The sequence below is a fragment of the Desulfosediminicola flagellatus genome (genome assembly GCF_005116655.2).
Lineage (GTDB): Bacteria > Desulfobacterota > Desulfobulbia > Desulfobulbales > Desulfocapsaceae > Desulfopila > Desulfopila flagellata.
In genome coordinates this window covers 2019151-2037858 of the sequence record NZ_CP050698.1, presented here as the reverse complement: position 1 = coordinate 2037858, position 18708 = coordinate 2019151, and the positions used below count along the sequence as shown (strand labels likewise).

Sequence of the window (18708 nt, the reverse complement as noted above, 5' to 3'; positions counted from 1 at the left end):
AGATGATCACCGGAACACCAAAACCACTCGAGCAGATTCTGGAGATGGTTGAACCGTACAAAAGGATTGTTGTTGCCGGCTGTTTTGGTTGCGTAACTGTCTGCAGAGTCGGAGGAGAGAAAGAGGTTCAGATTCTCTCGTCATCACTGCGACTCGCCAGAGAAGCAAGCGGCAACCCTGTTGAAATTAAAGAGGTTTGCCTGGAACGCCAATGCGACCCTGAATATCTAGAGCAGCTCAGACCTTATGTATCAGATTATGATGCGGTGCTTTCGATCGCATGTGGAGCAGGTATTCAGTTTGTAGCGGAAAAATACCATAAAACACCTGTGCTCCCAGGTATCAATACAGGTTTTCTTGGTGTTACTGAACGTCAGGGAGAATGGTCTGAGCGGTGTCAGGGGTGCGGTGATTGCGTACTGCATCTCACTGGTGGTATCTGCCCCGTCAGCCGTTGTGCAAAACAGCTTTTTCACGGTCCCTGCGGTGGATCTTCAAAGGGTATTTGCGAAGTTTCTCCTGATGTTGCATGCGGCTGGCAATTGATTGTAGACAGGTTGAAGGCACTTAATCAGCTCCATAACTACGGAAAGATTATCCCCTATAAAGGATGGTCAACTTCAAGGGATGGCGGCCCTCGCCGCATTATCAGGGAGGACATGACACAATGAAAGCTGGAAGCAACCTTGAAAAGGTCCTGAAGGCCGGACATTTCGCTGTCACCGCAGAATGTGGCCCCCCCCGTGGTGCAGACGCCGACCTTGTCAGAAAAAAGGCGGCATATGTTAAAGGCAATGTCGATGCCTGTAATGTAACAGATAATCAGACTTCGGTTGTTCGTATGAGTTCGCTTGCCGGCTGTCTGCTCGTAAAAGAGAGCGGAACCGAACCACTCATTCAAATGGTTGTGCGGGATAGAAACAGAATAGCCCTGCAATCAGACCTGCTCGGTGCCTCTGCGATGGGCGTGCATAACCTGCTCTGTCTTTCAGGTGACCACCAGAAATTCGGTGAAGATCCAGGGGCAAAAAATGTCTTTGATATCGACTCAATTCAGTTGATTAACATGGTCAAACTCATGAGGGATGAAGGTGTATTCCCCAATGGTAAAAAGCTTCAGGGAGAACCTAAGTTTTTTATCGGCTGTGCGGTAAATCCGTTCGCCGATCCATATGAAATCCGAGTGCCACGCTTTAAGCTCAAAATAGATGCAGGTGCTGACTTTGTGCAGACGCAGTGCATTTACAACATGTCGAAATTTAAACAGTATATGGAAGAATCCAGACAGGAAGGTTTACATGAACGGGCATATGTCCTGGCTGGAGTTACCCCGCTTAAATCGGCGGGCATGGCCAAGTTCATGAAAAAATTTGTCGCAGGTATGGACATCCCTGATGAAGTGATCAAACGCATCGCCGATGAACCTAAAGAAAAACAGGCTGCAAAAGGTATTGAGATGTGTGTTGAACAGATTCAGGAACTAAAAGAAATTGAAGGAGTAGCCGGTGTCCACGTAATGGCCATCGAGTGGGAAGAAAAGCTTGAAGAAATAGTTGGAACTGCCGGGCTATTACCACGGCCCGTGATTGATTGACCCGTGCAGGATCAATCCTACAGATCAAGAGGAGAAAATTATGACTGAGAAAAAAAATGTTCTTTTGGTAGATGATGATCCGGATTTCGTTGAAGCTGTAAAAGTGATCGTCGAGAGTGGAGGCTACAACGTACGGGTGGCCTATGACGGCCAGGAAGGTCTTGAGGCTGTAAAAGAAGAAAAACCGGATATCATTGTGCTTGATGTCATGATGCCGGTAATGGATGGCCATGCAGCTTGCGCCGCCTTAAAAACTGACCCGGAAACTAAAGATATCCCAATCATTCTGCTCACTGCTGTTGCGGACAGAGTGACGACCTCAAAGTATTCTCACAGGGATATGCTTGAGAGCGAGGCGGAAGATTACATGCCAAAGCCTGTAGATCCGCCGGAGTTGCTCAGCCTTATTAGACGCTGGCTCCTATAGTTGAGCGCTATTCGTAAGCACACCATCTGATCACGATCCGGCAAGGCAGCATACAAAAAAGTATTGCTGCCCTGTCGGCTTGTAATCATATGGAGCACTTTCGAACAGCTTGGGGAGATCGTTGATTTACTCAACATTTGTAATATTTCCTGCAAGCACATGAGTGTGTTCTTTGTAGAGGGACTTAATAGTTATGACCCATTTTTTCAAAATATTTCCGGAGTAGGAAATGGCTGAAATTCGCATTCTCATAATTGATGACGAAACTGTTATCCGTGAAGGTGTCCAGAGAGCTCTGTCCGGCAGGGGCTATCAATTTTCAAAAGCCGAAAATGGAGAAATGGGGATCGATATGATTCGTAAGGAAGGGTACGACATTGTTTTGCTCGATCTGATGATGCCGGGTATTGATGGCTTTGCCGTACTCGACTGGATCAAAGAGCATAGACCTTCTATCGAAGTTATTGTTATTACTGGGTTTGCAACAGTCTCAAAAGCTGTAACCGCCATGAAACAGGGGGCTTTTGATTTTGTAGGAAAACCATTTACACCTGATTATATCCGAATTGTTGTTAGTCGGGCAGCTGAGAAAATCAAACTCGAAGCAGAAGCAAAACAACTCCGGGAAGAACATACTCTCAGCCTCGCGGCGATTCAAAACGAACAGAGTCGCCTAAAAACTGTATTCGGTTGTATGGTTGAGGCAGTGGTCATAACTGATCATCAATCAGTCGTGGTTCATCATAACCCTGCTGCTATTAAAATTTTAGAAATTCAAACAGACCCGGTAATAGGAAAACCATTAGCGGATTCGATTTTAGATGAAACTGCAGTAAAAATGGTAGATCAGGCGATTAAACACTCTAAGGTTGTTACTAAAGAATTCCCCCCAGGTACTATTTCAAGAAAATACCTTCGCGCTCATTGTGCACCGGTGACCGCAGAGAGTGGCAAAGTCATCGGCTCAGTAACCGCATTTGAAGATATCAGTACCCATAAACAAATTGACCAGATGAAATCTGATTTTGTTGCCATGGTCGCTCATGAACTTAAATCGCCTCTGGCGTCTGTCGAACAGATGATTTACGCATTACAAATTGGCTGTGAGCACGAAGCGGGCCAGGCATGTTCAACAATGCACAAACGGATTACGGTACGTACCCGTGACCTGTTACGAATGATCGACAACCTGCTCAATCTCTCTAAGATGGAAAACGGAACCGTCGAATTTAACCTCGAACCCATCAAAGGTCATGAAATACTGGATCATATTCTTGATATAATTACAGAACAGGCAGAGAGCAAAAAGATAACCATCAACTATACACCAACGGAGATCGACTGGTGGTTTAATGTTGATTACGATCATATCCGCACCGCGTTTATGAACATTATTTCCAACGCAGTGAAGTATACGCCAGATGGTGGAACTGTAGATATTACTACATCAGTGAGCGGCGGTTTTGCCAATCTCAGCGTTGTCGATTCAGGTATTGGAATCAGCAAAGAAGACCTTCCCCATATTTTCGATCGTTTTTTCAGAGTGAAAGGGAAAGCGACCCGCCATATCACAGGCTCAGGACTTGGGCTTTCATTAGTAAAAGAAGTTGTTGAAGCCCATCAGGGATATATTGACGTTCATTCTGAACTTGGCAAGGGAACAACGTTCACGTTGAGTTTCCCTGTTACTCAACCAGCAACTGAACACGCTGAAGTGGCAGAAGCTGAATAGCTGGATAGCTGGATAGCTGAATAGGTGTAATTGAGGGATAGAGACACAACAGGAGAAAATTATCCCTCATCCACACATAAGTTAAATCTCCTCAGCGTCTTACTTTTTCTGGCAGCACTATAAAAATGTGATAGAAATGCCTTCTCTGAGATTGTCGGTATTTTATCCTGTAACAGTACTGTCGATATCCTGTTTACCGCTTGCGTGTCTGCCTGGTTGATGACGACAATATCTCCTGCCTTAATCTCTTTCCAGACCAGATGAGTTACGATTATCCCGAGCCCCAGATTATTTCTTACACCCGACACCACTGCCTGATGGCTTGCAACAGTTAATGCAATCTCAAATCTGGGCACGGTTTTGCCAAAATGGTGCATAAACCAGTTATTGAGGGCCCGTGCATCATGCTGTTGCGATATGAATATAGACTTCATAAGATTCTCAAATGAAGAATCACTATTCAAACTGTTTGCAAAAAATTGTTTAGAACAGGCCAGCACAACCTCTTCCTCGATTACAGGAGTAATACTGAAACTTCCATAATCACTATAGTGTTGTTGCCGGGTCGGGAAGGTATCGATAAAAGCGAAATCAAGCTCACCTGAGTGTATTTTCGGAAGCAGGTCGGATGGCCTACCTAAAACGAGATCAAACCTTACCTTATCATATATCCCCCTGAAAGATGCCATAACACGTGGCAGGTAGATTGAGCCGAATTCCACTGGCGAACCTATCTTCAAAATACCCGTGGGTTCTGTTCGCTCCTGCTCAAGACCGATAATCCCTTCCTGCAAATCATTGAGTAATGGTTGTACTAATTCATACAATCGCTTACCCGCCGGTGTCGGTACAAGCCGTTTATGTAATCTGGTAAAGAGTGGTGTCTTAAGTTCAGCTTCCAGTTTTTTGAGCTGCTGACTTACCGCTGATGGCGTTATATGCAACTCATCCGCAGCATCTGTAATGCTTAAGCGTGAATGAATGTGCGAGAATATCCGAAGACGATTGAGATCTGGTTGCATTAGTTTTTCTAATCCTAAGATGTATTTAATGTATGTTTACTACATCGTGAAAAAACAGTAAATACCCTTCTCAATGAGAGAACCTTCTTAAATAGTGCCCGACAGAAAACCACCAATTTTCCAAATTTCTTCGCTGGTCTCAAATTTTAATCTCCAAAATACCAAGTGTATTCATATGGTTAAAATTATCGACTGCGTTGAACGTGAAAAAAATTGCAGGTCTTCTTTCAGGCACTAAATACACACTATTCAATTCACTCGTCTGGAGAAAACATGTCGGAATTGCTCTTGAACAAACCCGGCCATACGGCCCTGCTCCTTGGCAATGAAGGATTTGTCCGCGGTGCGCTGGAAGCAGGCCTTGCCTATGCCAGTTGTTACCCGGGTACGCCATCATCTGAAGTACCTAATACCCTTTATGCAATACAGGATCAGGCCGGCCTGTATATGGAGTTTGCCACTAACGAAAAAGTGGCGATGGAAGCCGCAGGCGGAGCTGCAATAGCCGGTGTTCGCAGCCTCACGACCATGAAGCATGTCGGCATGAATGTGGCCTCAGACCCGATGATGACACTTGCCTACACTGGCATTCGCGGGGCACTGGTTATTTATAATGCCGATGATCCGGGAATGCATTCAAGCCAGAATGAGCAGGACAACAGATATTTTGCCAAATTTTCCGGTCTGCCGATGCTCGAACCTGCAGACGCACAGGAAATGAAAGACATGACCGTGTTTGCCTTTGAGCTGTCTGAGCAATTGCAAACGCCTGTCATTGTCCGTTCCACCACCAGAGTCGCTCACTCACGTGGCGCGGTTGTCTATGGAGAGATGACTCCTGTTCAACCCAAAGGACGTTTTGAAAAAGATCCTATGTCACTTGTAGCCCTGCCAGCGACAACTCCAGCAATGCATAAGCGACTGCTAGAGAAACAGGATAAAGCTGAAAATATTGCCAACACCAGCACATTCAACACAATCATCGGAAACGGTGAGTTTGGAATTATCTGCAGCAGTGTCTCACGCTCTTATTGCGCAGATGCTGTCGAGGAACTTGGTCTTACCGAATCCGTCAGTATCCTCAATCTCGGTTTCACCAACCCTCTTCCTGAAAAACTGATCACCGAATTTTTAATAGGAAAATCTAAAGTTCTGATAGTTGAAGAACTTGAACCTTACCTTGAAGACGCGGTTCGTATTGCAGCGCAAAAACATCAAATTACCTGCGAGATTGCGGGCAAAGGTATTGGCCGTCTTTCACGCCTACTGGAATATGATCCGGCAATGGTTCGTGAAGCCATAGCGATCTACTTTACTGGTCAAACCTTAGAACAAAAGCCTCTTGATCTGGCTGACGTTCCGGTCCTGCCAAGGCGTCCACCAAACCTTTGTGCCGGTTGCCCGCATCGCATGACCTATTATGCAGCAAAACAGGCAGCACCAAAAGATACAATTTTCTCTAATGATATCGGCTGTTATACCCTTGGCTTCTTCCCTCCATATCAGATGGTTGACTGCGCTATCTGCATGGGTGCCTCGGTGAGCATGCCATCAGGTTATGACGTGGTTACCGACCAGCACACAATTGCCTTTATCGGAGACTCCACCTTTTTTCATTCCGGTATGACCGGGCTTGCAAATGCGGTCTTTAACAATCATAAGTTTGTACTCATTATTCTTGATAACAGCATCACGGCAATGACCGGCCACCAGCCCTCCCCTGCCATGGATGTTTCCTACTCGAAAAAACCGAAAACTCATATTGAAATAGAAAATGTTGTGAGAGGTCTCGGGGTAGAAAATGTTCAGGTCGTAAAGCCCAAAAACCTGAAAAAGACACAGGCACTCATTGAAGACGCGCTTCAACATGATGGTGTTTCGGTAATAATCTCCCGCGAACCATGTCCACTGCATGTTAACAGGCTGAAGAAGAGAAAAAAGGTCAGTTTCACAATCGATCAGAACATCTGCAAGCAGCATAAAAAATGTATCAGCGACTGGGCATGTCCTGCCTTTTATATGGACGATAAGAAGGTACTCATTAACCAGGGCCTTTGTAACGGTTGTGCTGTATGTGTACAGCTCTGTACTGAAGGTGCGATCAAAATCAACAAGGAACAGGAGTAAGTAGATATGCAGACTAAAAGAGTGTTTTTTGTTGGTGTTGGTGGCCAGGGCAATATCCTCGCCACAAAACTGGTTGGAGAAGCAGCGGTGCTTGCAGGCACCCGCATAAGCATCAGCGAGACCCATGGTATGGCGCAGCGTGGTGGTGTAGTTGAGTCCACTGCAGTAATTGGTGGCGCGAGCCCCATTATTTCTGATAGTGAAGCTGATGTAATCGTCGCTTTCGAACCACTTGAGGCGCTCCGTGCGCTTAGAAAAGCAAACCCCAAAACGATACTGATTACCTCACTTGCCCAGATCCAGCCATTTACTGTTTCCCTTGGGCAGGGAGAATACCCTGCCCTTGATAAAATTCTTCAACTCCTCGAAGATAAGGTAGATAAGGTTGTCGCCTTTGACGCTATGGAACTTGCCCGCAGTGCAGGCAATCCCCTTGGTGTAAATATGGTAATGCTTGGCGCACTTATGGCAGTTGGCGATATTAATCTGCCGGAAGAATATTTGCGTGAGGCCATTTCAACCAAAACTAAAGCTGCGTTTGTTGAAGCAAACCTGCAATGTTTCGATGCCGGTCTTGAAACTGCCCGCCGCATTTTAGGATAACGTACTACGCGTAACAGGGGGGTTGTCTGAGAACAGGGATTGTGGTTGTAAGACCATTCTCATACGACCTCCCAGCAAAAGTTACAAGGGAACTTCTACATGTCCAATACAGACAATTTCACCCCGCCAGCCTATCAGCTTGCAATCGATTTTACTGCAATAACAGAGCTGTTTTCTACCGCACAGAGTCAGGGAAGAGACTTCCTTTACGAGCAGGAGACCTACTCCCTGCTTCGTAATAGCGGTGCAGAAACACCTCCGGCGACCATTTTTCTTGCAAAAACCGGTCGCCCGACAGATGACGAGCTGATGTCTATGACTGGTGACACTGTTGTACTAAAAATAGTGTCACCGACGATTATTCATAAAACAGAGGTTGGTGGAGTAAAAATCATCCAGAAATCACCAGAGAAGATTCGTTCTGCCTGGCGTCGGATGATGTATGAAGTTCCTGAAAACTATGCAAACCTTATAGAGCGCGATCAGGCTCATGCACCCGATGCCTATAAGGGCTTAACAGGTGATCAACTTCGTCAGGCTATATCTCGTGATATCAGAGGGGTGTTACTGGTGCAGTTTATGCCGCCTGATTCACAGGCCTTTGGTAACGAGCTTATAGTAGGTATCCGTAACACGCGTGAGTTTGGCATGATCATCAGTGCAGGTCTTGGCGGCACCGATACCGAACTGTATGCTGAACGGTTCAGAAAAGGCCAGGCAATCGTAGCAGCATCGACTGCACTCACTGACGGCGCAACGTTTTTCGAACTCTTCACCTCGACCATCTGTTACAAAAAACTGGCAGGTCTTACCCGCGGCCAACGAAGGATTGTTACTGATGAACAGATCATTGAATGTTTTTCTTCAATGATTGAACTGGCAAACCAGTATTCACCTATAAATCCGGATGCACCCTATGTGATTGAAGAACTTGAGATCAATCCATTTGCCTTTACCGATTTTCTTATGGTGCCGCTTGATGGAATGTGCAGGTTCGCTGCGCCTGGATCTGCACCGGAAAAACGTCCTGTTCGTAAAATTGGCAATCTGCTTAACCCGAAATCTATCGGCATCATGGGTGTTTCAACATCACGGATCAATTTTGGTCGTGTAATCCTTGGTAACATTCTGGCAAGTGGATTTGATCCTGAGAAGATCAGAATTATTAAACCAGGTATTTCAACGTTTGAAGAGGTCACCTGCATACCCGATCTGGCCTCACTTGATTTCAAACTCGATCTGCTTGTTGTAGCCTTAGGCTCTAATCAGATTCCTGAAGTTATAGATCAGGTTATAGAACGTGATACAGCTGAATCAGTAATGCTCATAGCTGGTGGAATGGGTGAAACAGAGGAAAGCGCAGATCGTGCAGCCCAGGTGGTGGAGGCAATAAAAACTGCTCATACTACAGATGATGGCGGTCCTGTAATTCTTGGGGCCAACTGTCTTGGGGTTATCTCCCATCCCGGCAAATATGATACGCTCTTTATCCCTGAAGCCAAGCTGCCAAAACAGCGAGGCGATCGTAAACGAAATGCCGCTTTTGTAAGCCAGAGCGGAGCATTTATGATTACCAGGCAAAGCAGACGTCCTGAGCTTGATCCGGCATATATGATCTCCATCGGTAACCAGACAGATCTCACGCTTGGTGATTTCCTACATTACCTCAAAGATGATCCACAAATTGATGTAATTGGTGTCTATGCCGAAGGATTTCAGGATCTCGATGGATTATCTTTTACACAGGCAGTACAGGCTGCAGTAATTTCAGGCAAAGATGTCATCTTTTACAAGGCTGGACGAACACCAGAAGGCAAAACAGCCACATCAGGCCATACCGCCTCTCTTGCTGGCGATTATATGGTCTGTGAGTCGTGCGTACGACAGGCAGGCGGGATAGTTGCCCAGACCTTCTCTCAATTTGAAGATCTGCTGATGCTTTCTCAACGTTTGCATAGCAAAAAAATTCTTGGTAACAGATTGGCTGCTATGAGTGGAGCCGGCTTCGAAGCTGTTGGTATGGCTGATAATATCCAATCAGATGACTTTAGAATGAAAATGGCGGATTTCTCGAAAATAACCAATCAGCGACTTACAAAACTCTTAAAGAATAAACGACTTGATGGCCTGGTTCAGATTCAGAACCCCATGGACATCAACCCGGGTTCTGATGATGAAGTACATATTGCAATAGCAGGATATCTGGCTGATGACCCTCAGGTAGACGCAATAGTTCTTAGCCTTGACCCACTCTCGCCTTCAGTAAGAACCCTGAATACAGAAAGCACAGACAGGTATAGCTTCCATTCCGGGGAGAGTATAGCTCACCTCCTTCCAAAACTTATTACCGATAAAGATAAACCTATTATCGGTGTCGTTGATGCAGGGCGCCTTTACGACCCACTGGTTGATGAACTGGTGGCAAAAGATGTTGCGGTTTTCAGGTCATCAGATAGAGCCGTACATGCTCTAGCCATCTATATGGAAGGCCGACTCCACGCTGAAAAGATCAAAAAATCAGATCATCTTCTATAAGCGTGACCACTGGAGATATTGTGCTATGCTTTAATTGATTGAAGAAAATAGCAATGCAACACCCTCTGAATCATAGCGGGCAACAGATGCAGCGAGATTGAGCGTAATTGAATTCGATTCATTGATCACTTTCAGTTCGACCTGCTCTCGGTTGTCCGTAAATTGAATTTTTTCAATTCCCGTACAAACATCGATATATAGGCTGTTCCTGCTGATATCACGAAGCCTCCCCTTAAAAAGCAGTCTTCCAGCTGTACTTACCTCTACCAGCATAGTTGACGGTAACCGAACGTCGCTTCGTTTTTCCCTGTGGTCTTCTTTTTCTATCATTCTCATACAATTGACTCAAATATGATGTTATTGGCTCGAATATTCTGACTCTTATCTTTAAGAGAACAGAAATATCTGTATAGCTATCAGTATTAATGAATCAGAGAACGCTAATCAACCGACATAGTGCAATCCTTACTAAAAGCTTACATCTATATCTCAGATGAGAATCAAGTTTCCCGATTTTCGTATTTTAGTATGTATGTTTAAGAGTCCAACGATGAGCCAGGAGTTTAGAGGATATCTACAATTAGCATTCTTTGATGAAATTACATCGATAAAGCCATGTGAGAAGAGCAACCATCAGACTGAGTGTAGAAAATCATTTAGTGGAATTTCGACGACCATCATAGCAAAGGTTGATTTGCATGACGTTTCGACTCTACTAAGCATGACGTCACATTACCATCTTCACCTCAATCACTTTCATATACAGCTATTTATTTCATTTTTACCTTAACATTTCCGAACACTATCCGGTGTCATTGCTCTTGCTTTTAGTTAGTGTTCTATGTTAAACATATGACATAGCATCTAATCATTCACAAGACTTCTTAGCACAAATTTTCTTGCCGATACCTGGCTCACACCAAGCATTTAACTCGATCGGGTTGAAGCGCTCCGACACTCTCAACGTTACTATAATAATGTATTATATATGCTACTATTCACTCAATTTCGAATGAACCAAATTTTTAAAATATTTGATAATGCAACAGGCTAAAGCAGACTCTATCAAGACGACAAGTTACTTCTACGCAAGGAACTCAACTTCAATATGATATCGCTATTATCACTTGTAATTACCTACTTTCTGATTGTAAGATTTTGTATTAAACGCATTTTGCCTTTAAACCCACAATACCAAAGTGCTTTCAAACTCATATCGTTCACAACTATCGCTATCATTCTAATAGTAGGAGATCATTTACTATCCATAGATCTAACTCAAAACATCGATTTCACGAACAACTTCTTCTCCGCAAATAAAATAAAATATTACTCATGGGCGTTACTCTCTTTTACATCCCCACCCTTAACCATACTACTTCTGAATAAAGCTCTATTTCATATCCAGCCAAAATCACAATTTGAATCCAATATACTAAACCAAATCAGCATCGTTAAATTTAAAAATGAATTAGAAGAAAAAAAGTGTCGAATTAGACAGAGAGAAAAAGGAAATAGCAAGTTAGTCATTTATATATCAAAATGGTTTGGTCACCAGGAAAATGACTTTTACTACATTTTGATTAATAACACTGTAATTTCAGCATTACAAGTCGATGAATATACTGAAATTGAAATAAATCAGAATGAAAACATTTTAGGTTGCTACGCCATACCGACAAGACACTCAAATTATCAATACAGGTATAGCTATATGCCAATCAAACTCAATACAAATAAAACGAAGGTCATTGAAATCAAACACGACATTATATTCGGGTCATCTTTTAATGAAATTGAGGTTGAAAAATTATCATCCCGGCTTGATAAGCTGAGGTACAACAAACCGGGACTTATATTTCAACAACGACAAAGATAGCCTGACGCATAGTTTACACGCTCCACCTTTCGCCAAATCCCGCCTTCTCTGCTCTTAATCGTAACTGACATCTATGTCCGTAATCGTAACGTAATAACACTATTCTTTTGAAACAATTGAGGCAGAAACCTTACGATTACAGCCTCTTTCATGAACCAATAATTGCTCTGTCACACTTTTCCTGCGGTTGAAAACGTTTAACTCGGTTATGATATACAGTACGATTTACGTACGAATTAGCTGTCATTTCAAAATGATATCAGGTCAAACAACCATCAGGATTAAGGCACAATCACTCGACATGGAACTCACAAGTATCTCACTAGAAATATTATCATTTTTATTCTTATGCGCCTTCGTTGCCGGATTTCTTGATACTCTGGCTGGTGGCGGTGGTCTTATATCACTACCAGCACTTATCGTCAGTGGTGTACCTCCGCTTTTTGCTTTGGGCACCAACAAGTTGCAAGGCTCAATGGGAACGTTTACCGCATCCTTTATCATGCTCAAAACCAAAAAGGTTAGTTGGGATAATGTTAAGCACCTTATGCTTTCAGCGTTTATTGGATCATTTCTTGGAACGATCGCTGTTCAGTTTATTAATACGGACATTCTCAACTTTGTAATTCCGGCTGCTCTGATATTTACCGTTATTTACTTCCTGATTGCACCACTACTTGGCAAGACTAGCGATACGCCGCGTCTATCCGATGGTGTATATCAAAAAACCGTAGTGCCTGTTATTGGCTGGTATGATGGCATGTTTGGACCCGGAACCGGATCTTTTTTTGTTCTTGCTGGCTTATCACTTAGATCTCAAGGAATCATAGATGCTACAGCTATTGCGAAAACTCTCAATTTCGCGACGAATATAGCATCATTAATAGTTTTCCTTGTCGCGGGAAAAGTGGTGTGGATTGCAGGGATTGTTATGATGCTAGGGCAATTCCTTGGCGCCTGGGGAGGGTCACTGTCGCTCTTTAAAATAAACCCTCAATACCTGAGATATATTGTGGTCATGATGTGTTTAGGAATGCTTACGAAATATGCCTTTGCAATGGGCTGGTTTGATTAAGAAGCTGTCCGGGAATGCACTTTTTTCCTATCTAATCAATATTGTGAACCTTACGTTTCTGCAGATTTTTTTTAGCTGATACCAAGATTTTTTTAAGGCGCTGGTACGGTTTCTCTGATCATCAGGTCATTGTGATCGCACCGGGCCAAAAGAAAACACAGGGCACAAAGGAATAACGAGGGTTCCGATACAGACCGGATAGAGATAGGAAGTTTGAATAAAGGCCTGATCACTGTGTATTGACCAGTGATCAGGACTCTTTGAATTAATCGACATAGGAGCAGAGAACAAATTATGAATAGAATACAGCTACAAATATTTACTCAACTCGGCAGCCAGCAGCAGATGGAACCTGATCAATATGTTGCCGCATTCTCGATGAAATACATCGGTAAAACAGTCAACACCTTAACAGACCTCAGTGAGGAAGAGGCGGATATCTGGATTCATAAAGCCTATGAAGAATCGCTGCAGTAATAGATGTGAGCTTAATCCGTTATTGAGCCACTTAGCCCTTTACTAGGAGGGTGTCCGAGAATAGGAATTTTCGCTCAGATCAAGGCAAACTCGCAAAATTACCGAAGGCATATAATCGATATTCCGAGGATAATTTTTCGAGTTTAACGAAGATATGGGTGGGAAGGGCATTCTCGGACAGCCTCCTAGGTTCGTGCGCTGATCCAATTACGCTCACATCGATCTGTGCTCCTCATCCAGCTCCCTGTAAAGTGCCAGAACTCCAGACCGTGTAAGTTTCTTGATACCGAATGGTCGAAGTTGTTCTATCAGTTCATCTACATCATGCTCATATCCCGTTACTTCAATAATATACGAGTCAGCACTTTCGTTAATAATCTTTGCACCAGTGGACTCTACAAGAGCAGCTAAATTCGCAGTATTCTCCGGTGTTATTTCAATGCTGATAAGCGCCATCTCCCGCTGGACCGCCAGTTCTTCGAAAGACATGTCGCGCAGCTTGATCACATCAATCAAGCGGTCAAGTTGCTTTCTGAGCCCCTCAAATTTTTCCGGTGTAGTCCGGGTCTTGATTGTGATGCGGGAAATATTTGGATCATGGGTCGGAGCACCGCAAATGCTCTCCATATTATACCCTCTTCCAGCAAACAGCCCGGTCACCCGTGAAGTCACACTTGGTTTATTCGCTACCAGCATTGATATTGTATAGGCTCGTTCTTCCATTATATTCTCCAAAATTGGCAATTATATCTATAAAGGAACCAATTCTAACCTGTATTGGTCATTAACTGAAGAGAGTTTTTAATCCTTTTTTCTCTCATTCTCATACATAATGATAATTTGGAGATTGTATTCTACTCACTTACGACAGAGTATGGGTGCAATTTCGCTCATCCCTGATAGGCAATATCGCAATTCCACCAAAGTTTACTACTACGTGTTTGTGCCACTCGCTCTAGACTAAATATTGAACAGTTATCGGTCTGTCATCGGCACAAAAACACAAGGCTTCTATAACCGAATCCAGTTCACCATTCCATGTAAGAATACTTCCTACCACATCACTCTACTACCGTTACAGATAACAACTATCATAGCTCAAACAGTAATGTGTTCACTTGATATAACTAAAATAGTGGATGGATTTATTTAGACATTTCAAAAGCATAAACGTATGATTACATGTTGACAGTTGAGGGAATAACCAGCATTTCCATTAGAGTTTCTGAAGAACCAGAAATGCAATAGGAACCTGCTGAAAGTTATTGATTTTCAAGAAAGAAAATGAGGCACAAGTAGTGTGTTTTTGTGGAATATTGCAGAGGTCTTACAATACTAACAACAGGTGATGGCCAGTCTGCACAACCCATCACCTGTTTTCTAATTATTTTCTACACCGAAATGACGGATTCGGATAGATACTACCTACAACGTCTGAATTTTCTCTGTTAACACAGGTAGAAGCTGCTTAAGATCTGCCACAGCAAAAACATCAGCCACTTCGCCTATCGGCGCGTCCTTATCTGTGTTGATAGCAACCACGAACTCTGATTTCTTCATGCCCGCCAGATGCTGCACCGCACCTGATATGCCGCATGCCACATAGAGTTTTGGAGAAACAGTCAAACCGGTGGTGCCGACTTGGCGATTATGCGCTACCCATTCAGCATCAACAACAGGGCGGCTGGCCCCATACTCGCCCCCCAGCGCTTGGGCCAGTTGCTCAATCATTGATACATTTTCAGGTTTGCCAACCCCTCTGCCAGCACTGACAATAACCTCGGATTTCGTCAAATCGACACCACCATGCTCCGCAGCCTCATATCCCAACAGGTTAACTACACCCTGATAATCACCAATAACAGGAGCAACATTGGGGATACCATTACCCGCTTCGCCGAGCGAGAATGCACCCGCCTGAATGGTGACTACGGTAACATCTCCGCTACCGACAATGGTTCTGCGAAGTTTTGCATTACAGGCAGGTACAACCATCGCTCCGTCTTCTACATCGATTACCTCAGAGATCTGCGGAGCTTTCAGGCTCACCGCTACCCGCGGCGCAAGATCCCATCCATAAGAGCTATGACAGAAGACAACCATATCCGGCCGCTCCTGAGCTACAACGTCAAGAAGCAGATATTTGTGAACATCCGGATTGTACTCGCCAAAATCATCCACCTCCGCAACATGCAGGGTTCCTTGAAATTTCGGCAGTTGTCCTGCGCTGTCACCAACTATAAACATTGCACTATCAGCACCCAGTTTATCGGCAAAGGCCATGAGTTCAGTGTAACTCTCCTGCACTTTTCCTTGTCTGTATTCTGCAACTAACAGGGTTTTCATATTTTTCTCCTAAGCGAACACACTCGTTTTATCTCTCAGAACCGCTATCAGCTGATCGGCTATCTGGTCGACCTCCCCTTCCAGGAACAGGCCGCCACCCTGCTTCTCAGGAAAAGTAACATTCTTTGTCTTCTGCATCGCACCCACTGAATGGAGGTCATCTGCCGCAAGGCTGAGCATTTCCTTTTTCTTAGCCTTCATGATATTAGGCAGGGTTGGATATCGCGGTGTATTAAGACCTAGCTGACAGGTTACAAGGGCAGGAAGCGTCGTTTCTACCTGAGCCTTCACGCCCCCTTCAAGCTCGCGCTTTACGACAATGGAGTTATTCTCACAGGAAAAATCAACAATGGTAGTTACAGCTGAAATACCAAGCAGTTCAGCCGTAATCACACCAACCTGGCCGCTGCCTCTATCCTGAGACTGCATACCTGTAAAAATAAGATCAAAATCTTTATCTTTGGCAAATTCAGCAATTATCGAGCCGATCTCAAAAGGATCCTTCATATAACTCTGATTGTCGATGATATGAACACCGCGATCACATCCCATTGCCAAGGCCTTTTTCATTGTTTCCTTCACCTGATCAGAACCGATGCACAACACAGTCAGGTCGCCACCATTCTGCTCTTTTACCTGCACGGCCTGTTCTACCGCATATTCATCATATTCATTCATCCGCCAGGCGAGATCACCGCGGTCATACCATAGTCCATCCGCATCAATCTTGAATTTGGACTCCATGTCTGGAACCTGCTTGATACATACGAGTAGTTTCATAATCTTCCTCCGTCCGAAAACCCTATATAAAAATCAGCCTTGTAACCGCTCCACCAGTACTTCTGCTATATCCCTTGGTCGTAAGCTTTCTTCTACATCTGCGCCTTTTACACCATCTTCAAACATAGTCAGGCAGAATGGGCAGTTAGAGAGCAATGTTCCAGCTCCTGTGGCTGCTGCCATCTCCACCCGTTTCACATTGATTCTGCTACCAAGCTTCTCCTCTGCCAAGATCCTGCCACCACCGGCGCTACAACAAAAGGCCTGATCCCGGTTCTTTTCCATCTCGGTGATCCTGCCACCTGATGCCGTAATCAGTTTTCGAGGTGCATCATAAATAGTGTTATGACGTCCCAGATAGCAGGAATCATGATAGGTACAATCGAAGCTTTCGCTGTTAATCCTCAGCGACCCATCTTCAACCAGGTTTGCTAAAAAGACTGCGTGAGACTCTACTTCGATCTCAAAACCGAAATCGCGGTAATCCTTTTCCAGTGTGTTAAAGCAATGCGGACAGGTGGTAACAATTTTCTTAACTCCGCAGCTGTTCAGCAGTTCGATATTTTCCTGTGCCAGGGTCTGGTAGAGATATTCGTTACCCATCTTACGTGCAGGCTCACCGCAGCATTTTTCCTCTTTGCCGAGAATACCAATTTTTATGCCTGCAGCCTTACAGAGGGTAATGAAATTTTTAGCAACCTCCTGGTTACGTTTATCAAAACTTGCATAGCAACCGACAAAATAAAGAATATCGATATCAGTTCCTTCTGTAGGTCGCAGCAGGCCGAGCTCTTCTGCCCAGTCACCACGCCCCGCATATCCCATACCCAGAGGGTTACCATTCACCTCCATTCCCTCCATAGCGGTCATCACTTCTTCACCGGGAAACTCTCCTTCCATCAGCACGAGGTTACGGCGCAGTTCAATTATTTTATTTACATGCTCAATAGAGGCAGGACAGATATCCTGGCAGGCGCGACAGGTGGTGCAGGACCAGATGGCATCACGAGTGACTTCATCGACGAGATCTGCCTGAGGATCAGTGCGTGAAATATCGCCTATTCGGTTTACAACCTGCATTGGTGACAAGGGCTTATCGGTCGTATACGCTGGGCATCGGTCCTGGCATCTCTTACATAAGGTACAGGCATCTGCGTCAAACAGATCTTTCCAGCTCAGGTCAGTTACCTGCCTGGCCCCGAAGCTCTCACTCTCTTCGTCTTCGAGATCAAGAGTGGTCAATTTGCCTGTTGGTCCGCGATCTGCCAGAAAATAGTTAGCACTGGTCGAAAGGATATGACGAAACTTGGTGAAAGGAATAAGGGCAATAAAAGCCATAGCCAGCAATAGATGTAACCACCACAAACCTTTATGAAGCGAGAGCATTACCTGCTCGCCAAGGCTTTCAATTCCTGTGGCAACTACTAAACCGACCGGCGACCAGTACGAGAGCTCGCTACCCATCTCAGTCACGGCCATCCGCGCCCCTTCAATTACAAACCCGCTCACAAGAATGAGTAGCAGCAAGGTATGCATAATTACGTCATCGCGACCTGTCTCAAGGCCTGCAGGACGTACCACCCAACGGCGTACCAACAGACCAATCAGCATAACGACCGCGGCTAATCCGGCAATATCAAGCACCACACTAAATATTTTGTATACCGTTCCTTTTAAGAACACGATATCAAAAAGCAAATCGGTGAAATCCGCCTGAATGACAATAAGCCCGGTACCGATAAAGAGTACAAGAAAACCCCAGAAGAACAGAGCATGAGCTAGACCTGGACCCTTTACCCGCAACACTCTGGACTGTAACACCATATTCTTCATCATCATGCCAAACCGTGCCAGCGGTTCATCGGTTCGATCAAGCGATTGCCCCTGCCTGTAGACCTTTATACGTTCAAATGTTCCGTAGGCAAGCACAGTCAAAGCAGCAAGCGCCAGTAAATACATAGGCCCGAGTGTGGTCAGTCCATGACCGACGTTCCAATATATTTCACGGGTAAATTCCATTGCGACCTCCATCAGCGGAAAGGCAAAAATATCTGTTATAATAACAACTACTACACAACACATAGAAAACCGACGGGGGAATAGTCAGGAGA

15 protein-coding genes are annotated in these 18708 nt (G+C 44.5%); 9 read left to right on the top strand and 6 right to left on the bottom strand.

All coding sequences use genetic code 11. The annotated features are described in order from the left end of the window. Positions 1-2 precede the first annotated feature (2 nt). The 4 genes from FCL46_RS08450 to FCL46_RS08435 all read left to right on the top strand — a co-directional run bounded on the left by FCL46_RS08450 (position 3) and on the right by FCL46_RS08435 (position 3753). The gene (locus tag FCL46_RS08450; RefSeq protein ID WP_136807342.1) at positions 3-671 is read left to right on the top strand and encodes a methylenetetrahydrofolate reductase C-terminal domain-containing protein; all 669 of its coding nucleotides are present in this window, start codon (positions 3-5) and stop codon (positions 669-671) included. Continuing rightward, complete coding sequence (locus tag FCL46_RS08445) at positions 668-1594, top strand: methylenetetrahydrofolate reductase (RefSeq protein ID WP_136807340.1); 927 nt, start codon at positions 668-670, stop codon at positions 1592-1594. The genes FCL46_RS08450 and FCL46_RS08445 overlap by 4 nt, the downstream gene beginning before the upstream one ends. 40 nt (positions 1595-1634) lie before the next feature. Beyond that, complete coding sequence (locus tag FCL46_RS08440) at positions 1635-2021, top strand: response regulator (protein WP_136807338.1); 387 nt, start codon at positions 1635-1637, stop codon at positions 2019-2021. 229 nt (positions 2022-2250) lie between these two features. Beyond that, the gene (locus tag FCL46_RS08435) at positions 2251-3753 is read left to right on the top strand and encodes a hybrid sensor histidine kinase/response regulator (RefSeq protein WP_136807337.1); all 1503 of its coding nucleotides are present in this window, start codon (positions 2251-2253) and stop codon (positions 3751-3753) included. 59 nt (positions 3754-3812) lie between these two features. Here FCL46_RS08435 and FCL46_RS08430 read toward each other — a convergent pair whose 3' ends face one another. Next, the gene (locus tag FCL46_RS08430) at positions 3813-4775 is read right to left on the bottom strand and encodes a LysR family transcriptional regulator (RefSeq protein ID WP_136807335.1); all 963 of its coding nucleotides are present in this window, start codon (positions 4773-4775) and stop codon (positions 3813-3815) included. A 273-nt stretch (positions 4776-5048) separates the two neighbouring features. On the opposite strand from FCL46_RS08430, the gene iorA reads away from it, so the two are divergent. The 3 genes from iorA to FCL46_RS08415 all read left to right on the top strand — a co-directional run bounded on the left by iorA (position 5049) and on the right by FCL46_RS08415 (position 10040). Further along, positions 5049-6902 carry an indolepyruvate ferredoxin oxidoreductase subunit alpha gene (gene iorA / locus FCL46_RS08425; RefSeq protein ID WP_136807333.1) on the top strand — a complete coding sequence of 618 codons (1854 nt, stop codon included), beginning with the start codon at positions 5049-5051 and terminating at the stop codon, positions 6900-6902. A gap of 6 nt (positions 6903-6908) precedes the next feature. Further along, complete coding sequence (locus FCL46_RS08420; protein WP_136807331.1) at positions 6909-7505, top strand: indolepyruvate oxidoreductase subunit beta; 597 nt, start codon at positions 6909-6911, stop codon at positions 7503-7505. Positions 7506-7604: 99 nt separating this feature from the next. Next, entirely contained in the window at positions 7605-10040 is a 2436-nt protein-coding gene (locus FCL46_RS08415) for an acetate--CoA ligase family protein (protein WP_136807329.1), read from the top strand. 30 nt (positions 10041-10070) lie between these two features. Here the strand turns inward: FCL46_RS08415 and FCL46_RS08410 are convergent, their stop codons facing one another. Next, the gene (locus FCL46_RS08410; RefSeq protein ID WP_136807327.1) at positions 10071-10376 is read right to left on the bottom strand and encodes a PilZ domain-containing protein; all 306 of its coding nucleotides are present in this window, start codon (positions 10374-10376) and stop codon (positions 10071-10073) included. A gap of 1796 nt (positions 10377-12172) precedes the next feature. On the opposite strand from FCL46_RS08410, the gene FCL46_RS08405 reads away from it, so the two are divergent. Together FCL46_RS08405 and FCL46_RS08400 are read left to right on the top strand one after the other, a co-directional pair. Further along, a complete protein-coding gene (locus tag FCL46_RS08405; RefSeq protein ID WP_217909588.1) occupies positions 12173-12994 on the top strand; it encodes a TSUP family transporter in 822 nt (273 codons plus the stop codon). Between the two features lie 294 nt (positions 12995-13288). Next, positions 13289-13471 (top strand): hypothetical protein, encoded by a 183-nt coding sequence (locus FCL46_RS08400; RefSeq protein WP_136807325.1) that lies wholly within the window; start codon positions 13289-13291, stop codon positions 13469-13471. 213 nt (positions 13472-13684) lie between these two features. Here FCL46_RS08400 and ilvN read toward each other — a convergent pair whose 3' ends face one another. From ilvN to FCL46_RS08380, 4 genes are all read right to left on the bottom strand, one after another. Next, positions 13685-14194, bottom strand: a complete 510-nt coding sequence (ilvN, locus tag FCL46_RS08395) for an acetolactate synthase small subunit (RefSeq protein ID WP_136807323.1) — start codon at positions 14192-14194, stop codon at positions 13685-13687. Between the two features lie 702 nt (positions 14195-14896). Continuing rightward, complete coding sequence (locus tag FCL46_RS08390; protein ID WP_136807321.1) at positions 14897-15817, bottom strand: electron transfer flavoprotein subunit alpha/FixB family protein; 921 nt, start codon at positions 15815-15817, stop codon at positions 14897-14899. 9 nt (positions 15818-15826) lie between these two features. Continuing rightward, positions 15827-16597, bottom strand: a complete 771-nt coding sequence (locus tag FCL46_RS08385; RefSeq protein ID WP_136807319.1) for an electron transfer flavoprotein subunit beta/FixA family protein — start codon at positions 16595-16597, stop codon at positions 15827-15829. Positions 16598-16630: 33 nt separating this feature from the next. After that, positions 16631-18616 carry a heterodisulfide reductase-related iron-sulfur binding cluster gene (locus FCL46_RS08380; RefSeq protein WP_136807317.1) on the bottom strand — a complete coding sequence of 662 codons (1986 nt, stop codon included), beginning with the start codon at positions 18614-18616 and terminating at the stop codon, positions 16631-16633. Between the last annotated feature and the right edge of the window lie 92 nt (positions 18617-18708).

Bases quoted from the DNA above. Each gene is read 5' to 3' on its own strand.
- FCL46_RS08450 (WP_136807342.1), top strand. From the start codon at position 3: ATGATCACCGGAACACCAAAACCACTCGAGCAGATTCTGGAGATGGTT.
- FCL46_RS08445 (WP_136807340.1), top strand. From the start codon at position 668: ATGAAAGCTGGAAGCAACCTTGAAAAGGTCCTGAAGGCCGGACATTTC.
- FCL46_RS08440 (WP_136807338.1), top strand. From the start codon at position 1,635: ATGACTGAGAAAAAAAATGTTCTTTTGGTAGATGATGATCCGGATTTC.
- FCL46_RS08435 (WP_136807337.1), top strand. From the start codon at position 2,251: ATGGCTGAAATTCGCATTCTCATAATTGATGACGAAACTGTTATCCGT.
- FCL46_RS08430 (WP_136807335.1), bottom strand. From the start codon at position 4,775: ATGCAACCAGATCTCAATCGTCTTCGGATATTCTCGCACATTCATTCA.
- iorA (WP_136807333.1), top strand. From the start codon at position 5,049: ATGTCGGAATTGCTCTTGAACAAACCCGGCCATACGGCCCTGCTCCTT.
- FCL46_RS08420 (WP_136807331.1), top strand. From the start codon at position 6,909: ATGCAGACTAAAAGAGTGTTTTTTGTTGGTGTTGGTGGCCAGGGCAAT.
- FCL46_RS08415 (WP_136807329.1), top strand. From the start codon at position 7,605: ATGTCCAATACAGACAATTTCACCCCGCCAGCCTATCAGCTTGCAATC.
- FCL46_RS08410 (WP_136807327.1), bottom strand. From the start codon at position 10,376: ATGAGAATGATAGAAAAAGAAGACCACAGGGAAAAACGAAGCGACGTT.
- FCL46_RS08405 (WP_217909588.1), top strand. From the start codon at position 12,173: ATGATATCAGGTCAAACAACCATCAGGATTAAGGCACAATCACTCGAC.
- FCL46_RS08400 (WP_136807325.1), top strand. From the start codon at position 13,289: ATGAATAGAATACAGCTACAAATATTTACTCAACTCGGCAGCCAGCAG.
- ilvN (WP_136807323.1), bottom strand. From the start codon at position 14,194: ATGGAAGAACGAGCCTATACAATATCAATGCTGGTAGCGAATAAACCA.
- FCL46_RS08390 (WP_136807321.1), bottom strand. From the start codon at position 15,817: ATGAAAACCCTGTTAGTTGCAGAATACAGACAAGGAAAAGTGCAGGAG.
- FCL46_RS08385 (WP_136807319.1), bottom strand. From the start codon at position 16,597: ATGAAACTACTCGTATGTATCAAGCAGGTTCCAGACATGGAGTCCAAA.
- FCL46_RS08380 (WP_136807317.1), bottom strand. From the start codon at position 18,616: ATGGAATTTACCCGTGAAATATATTGGAACGTCGGTCATGGACTGACC.